Consider the following 14,983-nt stretch of genomic DNA (forward strand, 5'->3'; position numbering starts at 1 on the left):
AACGGCTCCTGAGTGAACAGGAGCCGTTTAGTATACTACAACCGCCGGGTAATTAACGCGTGATCGCGTACAGCGTGCCGTCTTTTGCCTGAATCAGCAGTTTGCCGTCAGCCACAACCGGATCGGTCAGGAAACCAGAACCATCAACTTTTTGCTGTGCAACAAAGCGACCGTTTTCTGGATCAATCCAGTGCATATACCCTTCGCTGTCACCGACCACCAGGCTGCCGTTGTAAAGGGCTGGCGCGGTCAGCAGGCGGTGCAGCAGATCGCTCTGCGTCCACAGCGTCACGCCGCCTTCGGTGCTCAGCGCCAGCAGGCGATCGTTCTGGTCAACCATATAGATGCGGTTACCGTCAACGATGAAGTCATTCACGGAGCCCAGCTCACGTTTCCACATAATCTGGCCGCTGCGCAGGTCCAGCGCGGTCAGGTTGCCGTTATAGGCCAGCGCGTAAACCACACCGTCAACGATAACCGGCGTGGTGTCTACGTCGCTCAGACGGTCAATTTCCGTTGAGCCAGTGGCCTGAGAGATGCGCTGCTGCCAGATCATCTGGCCCTGCTGCATCAGCACGGCGCTCACGCGACCGTTGTCACCGCCCACAATGGCAGCGCCAAATGCGGTAGCCGGCGCAGATTCACCGCGCAGAGAGAGCGCTGGCATATCCAGGTTAACGGTCCATTTCACCAGACCGTCCGCTTCGTTCAGCGCCTGCAGCTGGCCGTTGCTGGTATGAATCAGCACCAGGCCGTCGCTCACCACAGGGCGAGACAGAGACTCACCGGCAACGGTCGTTTGCCAGGCAATGGAACCGTCGCTGCTGTTCAGCGCATACACCTGCGCCTTTTCGCTGCCCACGTACACATGACCACCGGAAACGGTCAGACCGCCAGACAGCAGTGCAGGTTTACGGGAGAACCAGCCGTCTTTTTCCGCCAGGTTAACGGACCAGACTTCTTTTCCATCATCGGCGTTGACCGCTTTCACGGTACCTTTGCGGTCAGCGGCATAGACAACGCTGTCGGCATAGGCCGGATGAAGGTTGGAATAAAAATCACCAATCCCACTGCCCACGGAGACATCCCACGCGGTGGATGGGTTAAACTGGTTTTCAACCGTCGGCAGTGGGGACATTTTCACAACGTCTTCTTCGCCACTGAACAGTGAACAACCACTCAATAACGTAACAGAAAGCAGTCCTGGCAGAAGTAATTTACGCAATTGCATCGGGTCCCTCTCAGACGGACAAATTATTTATTTTCATCTGCATCATTTCGCTCAGCGCAGGTGACGCTTTGCTCTCTACGCCAGCTTGCCACGCTTTACGCGCGCCCGCTTTGTCACCTTTGCTCAGCAGTGCTTCACCGCGCAGATCGGCAACGATGGCAGCAAAACCTTCGCCTTTGATGGTATCGAGCGTTTTCAGCGCGTCGTCAGCTTTTTTCTGCTGAACCTGAATACGTGCCAGGCGCAGATTGATCACTGCCTTCAGATTTTCATCGCTGGCAGCAGCAAGGCCCTGAGACAGCTGAGCAGCGGCTTTATCCAGTTCGTTCTTATCAACATACTGCTGAGCCACTTCCAGTGCAGCCAGCGCACCGTAGGTGTTTTTGTTGTCGGCGGCAAATTTCTCTGCCGCAACCAGCGTTTGCGGCTGATCGGCCCGAAGCGCGCTAACGGTATTTTCATAGGACAGAGACGCGCCGCGCGCGGAATCCGCCTGATGATTGTTCCAGTAACGCCAGCCAACCAGCGCACCCACACCTAAAATTACCCCAACAACCAGCGCTTTGCCGTTTTCAGCAAAGAAGCGTTTAATCGCGTCGACCTGATCGTGTTCGTTCTCGTACATTTCCACGCCGTCTTTCTCCTTAGCCCAATAGAGTGCGCAAGTGCGCCGCAACGCCGTCCTGCGTTACCGTTGTCTGCTCACCAGAGCGCAGGTCTTTTACTACCACTTCGCCGTTAGCCACTTCGGACTCGCCCAGCACCAGTGCAATACTTGCGCCCCACTTATCGGCACGAGCAAACTGTTTTTTGAAGTTGCCGCCGCCATGGTTGGTCATTAGCTTAACGCCCGGCAGCGCATCACGCACGCGTTCGGCAAGCTGCATCGCCGCAGACTGCGTTTCCGCGCCTGAAGCCACCAGGTATATATCGACAACGGAATCTGCTTTAAATTCCGGATTAACTGCCTGAACCAGCAAAACAAGTCGTTCAAGACCCATCGCGAAGCCAACCGCAGGGGCCGCACGGCCACCCAGTTGCTCAACCAGACCATCATAACGGCCGCCGGCACATACGGTACCCTGCGAACCGAGGCTGGTGGTTACCCACTCAAACACGGTGCGGTTGTAATAATCCAGACCGCGCACCAGACGCTGGTTCACGGTGTAGGCAATGCCCGCCGCTTCGAGCAGCTTGCACAGACCGGTAAAGTGTTCGCGAGACTCGTCGTCCAGGTAGTCACCCAGCGCAGGGGCATCGTTCAGCAGCGCCTGGACATCAGGGTTTTTGGAATCCAGCACGCGCAGCGGGTTGCTGTACATGCGACGTTTGCAGTCTTCGTCCAGCTTCTCTTTGTGCTGTTCCAGGAACGCCACCAGCGCATCGCGGTAGTTAGCTCGCGCTTCCAGAGAACCGATTGAGTTCAGTTCCAGGGAGACATGATCGGCGATACCGAGCGCGCGCCACCAGCGGGCGGTCAGCATAATCAGTTCGGCGTCGATGTCCGGGCCCTGCAGGCCAAAGACTTCCACGCCCAGCTGGTTGAACTGGCGATAACGACCTTTCTGCGGACGTTCGTGGCGGAACATCGGGCCGATATACCACAGGCGCTGCTCCTGATTGTACAGAAGACCATGTTCGATGCCGGCGCGTACGCAGCCCGCCGTACCTTCCGGACGCAGGGTCAGGCTGTCGCCGTTGCGGTCCTCAAAGGTGTACATCTCTTTTTCAACCACGTCGGTCACTTCACCGATCGCACGTTTGAATAACGGGGTCTGCTCTACAATCGGCAAACGGATTTCGCTGTAACCGTAGCTGCCGAGCACCTGCTTCAGTGTGCCTTCAATGCGCTGCCAGATGGCGGTTTCGCCAGGCAGGTAATCGTTCATGCCGCGGATGGCTTGAATGTTTTTTGCCACGTTTATTCTCTTTCTATATACAAAAAAAACCCAAAGAATGGGTTCAATCATACATGGGAAGCGGCATGCTTCCCATCACGTTATTTTTCAACCTGCTGAACGCTGATACGCTGTGTTTCGTCCATCATCGCGGCTTTGGCGCGGATGCGGGCTTCAAGCTGGTCGATCATGTCGCTATTATCCAGACGATCTTTACGAACGCCATCCTCATAGAGACCACTTTTCTTGTTACCGCCGGTTACGCCCAGGGTTGACACCAGCGCTTCACCCGGACCATTCACCACGCAGCCGATAATGGAGACGTCCATTGGGGTAATGATGTCTTCCAGACGCTGCTCCAGGGCATTCACCGTGCCGATCACGTCAAATTCCTGACGTGAGCATGTTGGGCAGGCAATGAAGTTGATCCCACGCGAACGAATGCGCAGTGACTTCAGGATATCAAAACCGACCTTGATCTCTTCGACCGGATCGGCCGCCAGCGAGACGCGCAGGGTGTCGCCGATCCCTTCAGAGAGCAGCAGCCCCAGACCGATCGCCGATTTTACAGATCCGCTACGCAGACCGCCCGCTTCGGTGATCCCGAGGTGCAGAGGCTGCTCGATCTGTTTTGCCAGCAGACGGTAAGATTCCACTGCGAGGAACACGTCGGACGCTTTTACGCTGACTTTAAACTGATCGAAGTTAAGACGATCGAGATGATCGACGTGACGCATCGCGGATTCGAGCAGCGCCTGAGGCGTAGGCTCGCCGTATTTTTCCTGCAGATCTTTTTCCAGGGAACCGGCGTTTACGCCGATACGGATAGGAATATTTTTGTCGCGGGCGCAGTCCACGACCATGCGGATACGCTCTTCGTTACCGATGTTGCCCGGGTTAATACGCAGGCAATCAACGCCGTATTCGGCGACTTTCAGCGCGATACGGTAGTCGAAGTGGATGTCTGCAACCAGCGGAACGCTGACCTGCTGTTTGATCAGTTTGAACGCCTCAGCGGCATCCATAGTGGGCACGGAGACGCGAACAATGTCCGCGCCTACACGCTCTAATGCTTTGATTTGGTTGACCGTCGCTTCCACGTCCGTGGTGCGCGTATTGGTCATCGACTGGACGGCGATAGGTGCCCCATCGCCGACTGGCACATTCCCAACGTAAATCCGTTTCGATTTTCTACGTTGAATCGGAGCCTGGTTATGCATGAAAAATCTCCCGCGTTGCCCGTCTGTTACTGTGCTGCTGATTGTTCGGCATTAACGGTAAGACGTGCAACCTGGTTAGTTCTGATAAAGCGGCTCAGGTCGACAGGTTTTCCTTGATACTGGATCTGTACCGCTGCCGGAGCGCCAATTTTAAGCTTATAAGGAGCCTGACCGACCAGATTTAAATTGCCATCTTTACGCTGCAGGCCACTGAAGAGTTTTTTACCTGTCGCGTCTGTCACTTCCAGCCAGCAGTCAGCCGTGAAGTTCATCACCAGCGCGTTTGGATCGGCGGCTGGCGCGGCTGTTGCCGCCGGGTCGGTCGGCAGGGACGCCGCGTTATTGTCCGCAGGCTGAGTCGCTGCCGGGGCGTTCATCGCAGTATCGACATTTGCCTGAGAAGGCGCGACGACCGCGTTTTGATCCTGGGCCTGCGGCGCAGCGGTGTTAGCCGTTGCGGCCGGAGCCTGTGCTGCTTCGGTCGCCGGAGCCGTTGTTTGCGGCTCGCTTGAGGTCGCTGCACCCTCGGTGTTCAGCGGGACGCTCTGGGCGCCACCGTTGCTCGCCTGATTGAGTTCGGCGGAGGATTGATCGGCCATGGTAGTGATCTCTTCCTGCTGTGCCTTGTGGTTCTGCCACCACCACGCGCCGGTCAGACCGACAACCACAAACAGCACCAGCCAGGTAAAGCTCATCAGCCAGCCATCACGTTTTTTACGGCGTTTCCCCAGGGAGAAGCTTTGCATCGGGGCAACTTTTGCTGCACGAACCGGTGCCTGCTTCTCCATCATTGGCAGTAATTCGTTTTCGGGGATGTGCACCAGCTTTGCGTAAGAGCGGATATAACCGCGCAGAAATGTTGAAGCCAGATCGGCAGGCGCCTTATCTTCTTCAATATCGCGAACCGTGGAAACCTTCAGGCACAAGCGTTCTGCAACGGCTTGCTGGCTGAGTCCGAGTTGTTCACGGGCGTTGCGAAGACGAACGCCAGTGGAGAGTGCTTCATGTTGGTCGTGAGTGGCTTCAGTATTCATTCGCTACAACTACTGGTACGTGAAAAAAAGGGTTCAGGTGCCGGTGAGTCACAATGCCACCCGCACCGCGAAACTTCAGGTCAGTTAACCTTGAACAGACAGTATAAGACTGTCAGCCCGGAGATGACAGTACAGCCCTGCCCGAACGGCTAAACTGTTGTTACGTCGTTACATACTGCCCGAAAGTCGGATGAAACGCACCGTAATTATTGATCAGTCATCACGAATCTGACTGATTATTCAATAAGATTAAGCATCACGGCGCAGATAATGCGCCGTGAGTGCATAATAATCAAACAGCTTTGACCGCAATCGTCTCGCCCTGCATGCGTTTACGCAGGGTACGTTTGGTACGGTCAATGACGTCGCCTGCCAGCTGTCCGCACGCAGCATCAATATCATCACCACGGGTTTTACGGACGATGGTGGTGAAACCATACTCCATCAGCACCTTGGAGAAACGGTCGATACGGCTGTTCGAGCTACGGCCATACGGTGCGCCCGGGAACGGGTTCCACGGAATCAGGTTGATTTTGCATGGCGTATCTTTCAGCAGCTCAGCCAACTGATGCGCGTGTTCGGTACCGTCGTTGACGTGGTCAAGCATCACGTACTCGATGGTAACGCGGCCCTGGTTTGCGTTGGATTTCTCCAGGTAGCGACGCACGGCAGCGAGGAAGGTTTCGATATTGTACTTTTTGTTAATCGGTACAATTTCGTCACGGATTTCATCGTTTGGCGCGTGCAGGGAGATAGCCAGCGCAACGTCAATCATGTCACCGAGCTTGTCCAGCGCAGGCACAACGCCTGAGGTAGACAGCGTCACGCGACGCTTGGACAGGCCAAAACCGAAGTCATCCAGCATGATCTCCATCGCCGGCACCACGTTGGTCAGGTTCAGCAGCGGTTCACCCATCCCCATCATCACCACGTTGGTGATCGGACGCGTGCCGGTCACTTTCGCTGCGCCAACGATCTTCGCGGCACGCCAGACCTGACCGATGATTTCAGACACGCGTAGGTTACGGTTAAACCCTTGCTGAGCGGTAGAGCAGAATTTGCACTCCAGCGCACAGCCCACCTGAGAAGAGACGCACAGCGTGGCGCGATCTTCTTCCGGGATGTAGACGGTTTCAACACGCTGATCGCCTACCGCAATCGCCCATTTGATGGTGCCGTCCGCCGAGCGCTGCTCTTCCACCACTTCCGGTGCGCGGATTTCAGCCACTTCTTTGAGCTTGTTGCGCAGCACTTTGTTGATGTCAGTCATCTCATCAAAGTTGTCGCTGCAGTAGTGGTACATCCACTTCATGACCTGATCTGCACGAAACGGCTTCTCACCCATATCTTTAAAGAACTCGCGCATCTGCTGACGGTTCAGGTCCAGCAGGTTAATTTTTCCATTTTTATTGGGAACCGCAGGAATGGCGACTTCGGAGGTATTCACTAGTTCAGACATAATTTTTTCCGGCCTCGTTGTTACACGTTGTGGCCCATGGAGGGTTGAATAGAAACGCCCCGGAAAGCTGTCTGCTCGTCCGGGGCGTTGCATTGTACAAAGTCTGGCGCAGGGATGCCACGTCTGGACGTGGCATTTACGAAAATAATGTGTAAACGAAACCGTTAAATTAACGGGTACGTGGACACACTTCGCCTTCAGCGAAGAAGAACGCGATTTCGCGCGCAGCAGATTCAACAGAGTCGGAACCGTGGGTGCCGTTCTCGGTGAAGCTGTCCGCGTAGTCAGCGCGCAGGGTACCCGCCAGCGCGTTGTCCGGGTTGGTTGCACCCAGCAGATCGCGGTGACGCTGTACTGCGTTTTCGCCTTCCAGCACGGATACCACGATTGGACCGGAGGTCATGAACTCAACCAGGCCATCAAAGAATGGACGACCTTCGTGCTCAGCGTAGAAACCACGAGCCTGCTCAACGGTCAGGTGCAGCATTTTGGTGCCAACGATCTTAAACCCTGCTGATTCAAAGCGAGCGAAGATGCTGCCAATAACGTTTTTTGCCACCGCGTTTGGTTTGATGATGGAAAAAGTACGTTCAATAGCCATGATAACCTCTGTCAATGTTCTGTTGTTTTGCATACCGGAGTATGGTGTGGCGCGGATTATAATGAGCAATAGCGCCATTGCCTATGGATTCAGGTAACATTTTTTTAAAATAAGACGAGTTTTAGCAACAGCTCACATCTGAACGCTGTTTTAAGGTCACTGCAGCGTAAAATTCACCGTCGCAACCTGCCCGGTCTCATCCATAACGAGTAACTGATATTCGCCCGGTTTATCAAGCTGTAATGTGTAAACCCGTCCTTTCACACTCAGCGGTTCACCGTTCAAAAACCACCAGCGCTCGCCGCTGTTGCCGGTCGCCTGAAGCGGCAGCGAAACGCGGGACTCCCCCGGCAGACGTTTTATAACGGCCCCTTCGCGCACGCCGGTCAGGATGAGTGGCGCAGGTGCATCCTGCGAGAGCGGAGGACAGATTGTTGATGAAGTCGGGACCCGTACCGCACGACGCTCGGTCGCAGGCAGCCACGGCTCCAGCGGCAGCGGCCAGACATCGAGGACTTTTTCCGTTGCATCAGGGCAATCTGCCGCCACACGCTTGCCCGTTTTATCCACCCAGACCGGGAAACGAATGCCGCGAATGCCTTCCTGTTCGGGCAATAGCAGCGTAGGGGGGTCACTCCCTTCCAGCAGCCAGGTCGACAGACGACGTCGACAGTTTTCACTCCCTTCCGGCAGCGACTGACCGCCAGGCCAACAGATCACGCCCCGCCCGACGCTTTCCGGGCGCGGATCGCGCGGCAGGCGGGCCTCGTCTATGGTCGAGCGTGACTGAAGCAGGTTATTCACCTGGTTTAATAGCGGAACCGCGCTGGCAAAACCAAACTGCCCCGCTACGGGCGTGCCGTCCGGTCGTCCTGTCCAGATACCTATTACGTAACGGGCATTCAGACCGATGGCCCAGGCATCACGGTAGCCGTAGCTGGTGCCCGTTTTCCACGCCAGTGGCGCAATTTGCGGCAGCGCGCTGTCCGGCAGCGGCTGCGCCTCGTTCGCCAGAATACGGCGAATAATCCACGCCGAGCCCGGCGATAACAGCGGGCGTTCAGTCAGCGGGTCGCCCGGCTGTAAGCGCAGCCGCCCCGCCTTGCCATGCCTTGCAAAGGCGCTGTACGCGGCGGCGATATCCGCCAGCCTCGCGCCTGCGCCCCCCAGGATCAGCGAAAGATTCGGCTGCGCTCCGGCAGGCAGGATCAGCGGCAGCCCGGCATTGCTCAGCATCCCCGCAAACCGTTTAGGTCCGTAGGCTTCCAGCACCTGTACGGCTGGCAGGTTGAGGGAGCGCACCAGCGCTTCACTCATGCTGACCGGCCCGTGGAACCCACTGTCAAAATTTCCCGGGCGATAATCGCCGGTTTTTCTGGGCACGTCCTGAAGCAGCGAGGCGGGATGGATCAGGCCATCGTCCAGCGCCATACCGTAGATAAACGGTTTCAATACCGATCCCGGGGATCGGATCGCGTTAACCATATCCACGTGGCTAAAACGCGTGTCGTCGTTGATATCTACCGAGCCAACCCAGCCGCGCACCTTCATGTCGGTATGATCGACTACGATCATCGCCAGCGAGCTGCGTGCCGGCAGGCGGGATTTCCAGTTCATCGCCAGCTCTTCCAGCTGCCGTTGCAGTCCGGCATCCAGCGTGGTGACAATCTTTGTGTCGCGACTTTTGCCAAGCATCATGCGTGCAAAGAGCGGCGCCAGCTGCGGCATCTGCCGGGGAGCCAGCCATACCGGCTCTTCACGGGACTCTTTCACCTGCTTTGCTGACCAGACGCCCTGGGTCATCATGCGGTCGAGCACTTTGTTGCGTGCCGCTTCGGCCCGCTCCGGCCAGCGGTCCGGGCGCAGGCGGCTTGGCGCCTGCGGCAGAACCGCCAGCAACGCCGCGTCGGAGTAGCTCAGCTGCGAAGGGGGTTTCCCAAGATAGGTCCAGCTCGCCGCCCCCACGCCCTGCAGCGTGCCGCCAAACGGGGCGCGGTTGAGATAGAGCGTAAGAATGTCACGTTTAGAGAGATGCCACTCCAGCTGCATCGCCCGCCATAGCTGGCGAATTTTGCCGCCAAAGGTGCGCGGATGCGGATCCAGCAGGCGCGCAACCTGCATGGTAAGCGTGCTTCCTCCCGAAACCACTCTTCCGGAGGTGAGATCCTGCCAGGCGGCGCGCAGGACAGAGAGCGGGTTTACGCCTGGATGATCCCAGAACCAGCGATCTTCGTACTGGATCAGAGCCTCAAGGTAGCGCGGAGAAACGTCTTCAATGGTAACCGGATAGCGCCAGATACCGTCGCTATCGGCAAAACGCCAGAGCGGCGCGCCCTTCTCGTCCACCACGACTCGTGCAGGGTTAACCTCTTTCAGAGGCAACGGCCACAGGCGGTCGGCGGCGATAATCAGCCCCCATAAAACGAGAAGCGCTCCCGCCAGCCAGAGCCAGCGGGAGCGTGTCAGACGTGCTCCCGGCATGTTACGGAACAACGATCAGCGGGCCGCTGGCCGCACCCGTTGCCCGCCACTGCGGAACGTACATAGACTCCACCATCGGCACCGGTACCTGGTAGGTTCCCGGCGTCACGGCGCGTGCCAGATAGACCAGTGTGATCGGCTGACCTTCGTTTACCGGCACGGCAGCCACAAAGCGGTCGTCGCGGAACTCCATATGCTGAATATCCGCCTGCTGCATCTGGCTGAGCAGGTTCTGCACTTCGCTACCGCTATCCTGCAGGCTGGCGCTGCTGCTCGCCAGATTCTGGTTTTCCAGCTCCAGACCTGCCGGGAGGAGATCCACTACCAGCGCATCCGGCACGTTTTGGCTGGCTTTCACTTCAAGCCAGACCAGCACCAGCTCACCGCTCTTCAGCGAAGAGAGCGATTTGCTGCTGCCATCGGTTGCCAGGATATGACGTTCAACCTGCAGCACGTTAGCGCTCGGCTGAGGGGCATATTCCGGATAGCCGGTGCTGTCCAGACGTACCCACAGCGGTGCCGTGCCGGTATTGGTTACCTGCAGCGCACCGAGCTGGTCGCCGCTCACGTTTTGTACCTGCGCCTTATCCCCGCCTGATGCGGTATCAGACAGGGAAGTTTTCGCCTGCCAGGCACCTGACAAGGTTTGCAGCGAACGTCCGGCCAGGAACAGCGCGTTGCTTTCCTGAGTAGACAGCCAGCGCTGGCTGAAAGCCTGTTCAGACAACGCATTCAGCAGCGTATTTTGCGCATCCGGCAGCAGCTTGTTCTCTTCCAGCAGGGAGAGCATCAGGGCATTATCGCGCAACTGACTGCCGTAATCGGCCATCCAGTTTTTGCTGTCGTTGCGCGGCGTTTTAAGTGCCAGATCCAGCGCCTGCTGGCTGCGCGGCGCATCGCCCATCAGTTTAAGCGCCATGCCCAACTGCATCAGCGGCAGCCCGGAGGCGGCCTGAGCGTGACGCTCCCAGATTTCACGCAGCGCACCGAGCGGCGCTTTTTGCTGACGCGCCAGCACCAGCGAGGCATAAGCCTGCACGGCAAATTTGCTGGCCTGAGTATCATCGCTATAGCGAATGGACATCATGCCCGGATCCTGAAGGTAGCGCAGCAGACGGTTGTTGGCATTGTTCACCGCATCGGCAGGTACGCTATAGCCCTGCTCACCCGCGCGCACCAGGAAGTCAGTCACATAGGCGGTCAGCCAGTACTCTTCCGGGCCGTTTTTATCCCACAAGGCAAAACCGCCATCATCACGCTGCATCTGCAGCAGACGGGAGATCCCGACATCAATGGCAGCACGGCGCTTGTCATCGGTATCTCCTTTGATGCCAAGCGCGGTAAGCTGCGCCGCGTTGGTATAGAGAGACGGGAACAGGCCGCTGGTGGTTTGTTCCAGGCAGCCATACGGATACGCCTGTAGTTCGCGGATGTAGCGCGCCAGGTTGAGCGGTGGTTTACCGCTCAGCAGCAGTTGCCCCTGCAGAGTGGCAGGAGAGAATCCATTGCTATGCTGTGCCGGCGCGGTCCAGGACTCGCCAGGGTTCAGCATGGCACCGGTATTGACCGTCTGCGCCGGGAACGCCGGACGAATGCCGATTTTCCAGCTCTTCTGCTGCGGGGCAAAGGTTTCGCCAGGAAGCTCCAGACCGGTAACCTGTGCCGTCACCTCACCGTCGCCATACCCCTCCAGTGCACGCACCGGAATAAACAGGGTGCTGCGCGCGCCCGGAGGCAACTGAACCGGCTGCGGCTGCGCGCCTTCCAGTGACAGCTTGCCTGTCGCGCTCAGGGCAACCTTCAGCGTTTGCGGTTTGTCGGTCAGGTTGGTGAGATCCAGCGTCAGCCGTGAGGTATCTCCACTAGCCAGGAAGCGCGGCGTATTAAGCTCGGTAATAACCGGCGCGGCCACCACAACCTTGCTTTCGCTACTGCCGAAATCATCTTCCGTCCAGGCCTGCGCCATCAGGCGCAGCTCGCCGTTGAAATCACCAATCGGCAGCGTGATAGTGCCTTCTCCGTTGGCATCCAGCGTAACCGGCTGAGCCTGCTGGGCAATAATGGTAACGTGGTTCACCGGCGGTTTGCCGCCGCGCTTGAGTTCATCGCCGTCACCACCGAAACGCAGCGCGGCCATACGGCCCTGCCCTTCAATGACCTGGCCGTAGATATCGTAGATATCCGAGCCGTAGCGTTTCTGGCCAAAGAAAGCCTGCCACGGATCCGGCGTGACGTAATCGGTAATGTTCAGCACGCCGCTGTCCACCGCCGAGACCAGCACGTTCACTTTCTGCGGAACTGCCCCCTCTTTCACGCTGGCCTTCACCTTCACGGAGAGCGTCTGGTTTGGACGCATTTTCTGCGGGTTATCCAGCGCTATGTTCAGGCGACGATTTTCGTCGCCCATCGGCAGATGCAGCAGTCCAACCGCGCGCTTCGGCGTAGCGGATTTGGATTTATCGCCAGGACGCACCACCAGCGCGCTGAGGTAGAGATCGTGCCGTTTCCAGGCCTTATCCACCGGAATGGAGAGATCCAGACCGTTTGCCGGTACGTCGATCTCTTTCCACCACAGCGGCCCTTCGCTGGACTCAATCATGGCATAGCCCTTGCCTGCGGCCGGCGCTGCAATGTGCAGCTGGATGGTATCGCCTGGCTGATAGGCCGGTTTATCCAGTTTCAGCGTCACGCGGTCAGGGCGTGCTGCTCCCGTGCCGTCGCTGTTATCCTGCCAGCTGTAGCCCGCCCAGAAGCGCACGCTGCTGACCATTTCATCAGGCGCTTTCACTTCCAGACGGTATGAGCCCCACTCCACCGGGAAGGTGACTTTTCCGGTTTCATCGGCCTTAAGGCTAAGCGCCTGCTCGCCTTCGACCAGGTCTTTCTGATCAAACTGAGACTGCCAGCCTTCGCTCTCAGACCAGTTCCAGAAGTAGTCACGTCGCTCGCGGATCAGGCGAACCTGCAAGCCGGAAATCGCTTTTTTCGAGCCGCTGGCATCGGCATAAACAATATCAAAGGTGGCGTTGCCGTTTTCATCGACAATCGGCTGGTTGACGGTGGTATCGGTACGGTAGTCGTAAACCGCTTTACTGGCGAACTGCGGGCGGATCCCCGGCAGCTCCGCCGCCGGCCATATGGCCTGCTCAGCGCGACGCGTTACCGGACGTCCACCCGACTCCAGCAGGCTGGCCTGCAGAATCAGCTGCAGCGGCGAGTGTACCTCTTTCCACTGGCTTTCGGTGGTCACCTGCCCGCGCCCCTGCTCATCCAGCGTAAGCTGTACTTCATCCAGGCTGCGGCTCAGGTTTTCCTCAGCAATATCACCGAACTGGAAGCCCGGCAGCGCAGTAACCGCCTCGCGCAGCGGACGCAGGAAAAGCTGGCCCTGCAGCGAGTTGCCGTTGGCCGGTGCGCCATAGAGGTAATAGCCCACAACGTTAAAGTCCACGTTATCCTGCGGGGAAACCGGTGCTTTTTGTCCCGTCAGGTTCAGCGCCATACGCTCAGGCATAAAATCTTCAACGTGGAAGTCCCACATGCGCTGCAGGTTATCGCCCGTGTTGGCACGAATATGCCACATGCCGGTCTGCGCGCCGCTATCCAGCGGATAATTGAAGCGGTAGAGGCCGTTCTCAGGCTGAACAACGATAGTACGTGCCACCTGGCCGTCCGGGCGCAGCACGTCAAGCTTCACGGGCTGGTCGGGAAGCGGTTTTCCGTCGCTGTCGCGCAGTAAGCCGTTGAGAATCACCGTTTCACCCGGACGATAGAGATCGCGCGGGCCAAACATAAAGAATTGCTTGCTGTATCCCGGGTTACCGGCAATATCGAACTCCGCCAGATCCAGCGCCGGAAGCTTGAGGTCAAGCAGCGTGGTCTGGCCGTCTTTGCTGGCCAGAATAAGCGCGGCTTCTTTATCGGTTTCAAGCTTCGCATGACCGTCGGCGTCGCTGCTCGCCTCGGCAAGCGTCTGCCCTTTATCATTTAACAGCGTGACGGTGACACCGGACTGCGCCGCACCGTTTTCCAGGCTCTGGGTGAAGATGTCCAGCCGGTTATGATAGCGGTGAGCGGACAAACCGATATCGCTCAGGGTAAAGAGTGTTGCGGCATTGCTGTAGCTGTAATGCCCGGCCTGGTTCATAACGGCAATATAGACGCCGGACTGCTGAAGCGGCTTGATATCCTTGAGCGGCAGGAGCAGTTTTTCGCGCGTGTTGCGCGCCGGATTGAGGTCAAAGCGACCGGTATAGACCAGCTCCGCCATCTTCAGCAGATTGTCTGATTCCCAGTTGGTCAGCGAGTTACGGTATTCCCACTGGCTGACAAACGAGGCCAGCGATTCCGGCTTCACGCGGTAGAAATTAACGTCCACATTGTTGACGTTAAGCGCCATCACCGGCAGACCTTCCACTACCTTGCCCGGCAGCAGCGAGCCGCGGCTGGCAAAACCGACCGTCGGTTCTACATCCCGGGTGGTCAGGGCTTTTTCATAATCAATGCCAAAGGTCGCTTTGTTCAGCGCCACCAGGCCACGATCCACGGTGATGACCAGGTTTCGGTTAGGCTCCAGATGACGCAGGCGAAGCTCTTTCAGGCCAGGCGCAAGTTCCCACGCCCCGTCAACCTTGCCGCTTTTCTTATCCACGACATGCACCGTTTTGGCGAAATCCTGATTCGGATCCAGCGGTACAGAGAAGGTCAGCACCAGCGTGGCGGCACCGTCGAGCTGAACTTCCGAGGCATCAAGCAGGGTCAGCGCTTTTCCCTGACTCTGGGCGGCCATTTTAGCCAGTTTTTCAGCATCGGGCTTTTCTGCGGCTTTCGGTGTTGATGCAGTAGACGCTGCTGGCGCAGCAGTCTGAGGCTTATCATCGCTGTTATCACAGCCGACAAGCGTAAACGTGGTGAGCAGCGCGAGAGAGATCGCGGCTAAGCGAAACGGTTTCATCCTTTGTCCCTGGCCTGAGAGGGGGCCTGTTGGTCGTCGTCCGAATAAGTATTATCCGCAAGTTTCGTTAATACAAAAAGTCCAATTTTAGAATCTGGAAAGCGC

9 protein-coding genes are annotated in these 14,983 nt (G+C 57.5%); all 9 read right to left on the reverse strand.

Going from position 1 to position 14,983, the window contains the following annotated elements; translation table 11 throughout:
- Positions 1-52 precede the first annotated feature (52 nt).
- The 9 genes from bamB to V1603_RS21020 all read right to left on the reverse strand — a co-directional run bounded on the left by bamB (position 53) and on the right by V1603_RS21020 (position 14,878).
- Positions 53-1,231 (reverse strand): outer membrane protein assembly factor BamB, encoded by a 1,179-nt coding sequence (bamB, locus tag V1603_RS20980; protein ID WP_395313220.1) that lies wholly within the window; start codon positions 1,229-1,231, stop codon positions 53-55.
- A 10-nt stretch (positions 1,232-1,241) separates the two neighbouring features.
- Complete coding sequence (locus tag V1603_RS20985) at positions 1,242-1,862, reverse strand: YfgM family protein (RefSeq protein ID WP_061097402.1); 621 nt, start codon at positions 1,860-1,862, stop codon at positions 1,242-1,244.
- A 13-nt stretch (positions 1,863-1,875) separates the two neighbouring features.
- Positions 1,876-3,150, reverse strand: a complete 1,275-nt coding sequence (gene hisS / locus V1603_RS20990) for a histidine--tRNA ligase (protein WP_116343255.1) — start codon at positions 3,148-3,150, stop codon at positions 1,876-1,878.
- 80 nt (positions 3,151-3,230) lie between these two features.
- Positions 3,231-4,349 (reverse strand): flavodoxin-dependent (E)-4-hydroxy-3-methylbut-2-enyl-diphosphate synthase, encoded by a 1,119-nt coding sequence (ispG, locus tag V1603_RS20995; RefSeq protein ID WP_116343256.1) that lies wholly within the window; start codon positions 4,347-4,349, stop codon positions 3,231-3,233.
- A 26-nt stretch (positions 4,350-4,375) separates the two neighbouring features.
- Entirely contained in the window at positions 4,376-5,383 is a 1,008-nt protein-coding gene (gene rodZ / locus V1603_RS21000) for a cytoskeleton protein RodZ (RefSeq protein ID WP_395313221.1), read from the reverse strand.
- A 292-nt stretch (positions 5,384-5,675) separates the two neighbouring features.
- Positions 5,676-6,842: a bifunctional tRNA (adenosine(37)-C2)-methyltransferase TrmG/ribosomal RNA large subunit methyltransferase RlmN gene (locus tag V1603_RS21005; RefSeq protein ID WP_014884812.1), complete on the reverse strand. Its 1,167-nt coding sequence runs from the start codon at positions 6,840-6,842 to the stop codon at positions 5,676-5,678.
- 169 nt (positions 6,843-7,011) lie between these two features.
- On the reverse strand, positions 7,012-7,443 hold the full coding sequence (gene ndk, locus V1603_RS21010) for a nucleoside-diphosphate kinase (RefSeq protein ID WP_003860625.1): 432 nt from the start codon (positions 7,441-7,443) through the stop codon (positions 7,012-7,014).
- 156 nt (positions 7,444-7,599) lie between these two features.
- Positions 7,600-9,924 (reverse strand): peptidoglycan glycosyltransferase PbpC, encoded by a 2,325-nt coding sequence (gene pbpC / locus V1603_RS21015; protein ID WP_395313222.1) that lies wholly within the window; start codon positions 9,922-9,924, stop codon positions 7,600-7,602.
- A 1-nt stretch (position 9,925) separates the two neighbouring features.
- Positions 9,926-14,878, reverse strand: coding sequence for an alpha-2-macroglobulin family protein (locus tag V1603_RS21020; RefSeq protein WP_395313223.1), 4,953 nt, complete (start codon positions 14,876-14,878; stop codon positions 9,926-9,928).
- Between the last annotated feature and the right edge of the window lie 105 nt (positions 14,879-14,983).

Source organism: Enterobacter sp. ECC-219 (genome assembly GCF_043966805.1).
GTDB lineage: Bacteria > Pseudomonadota > Gammaproteobacteria > Enterobacterales > Enterobacteriaceae > Enterobacter > Enterobacter cloacae_N.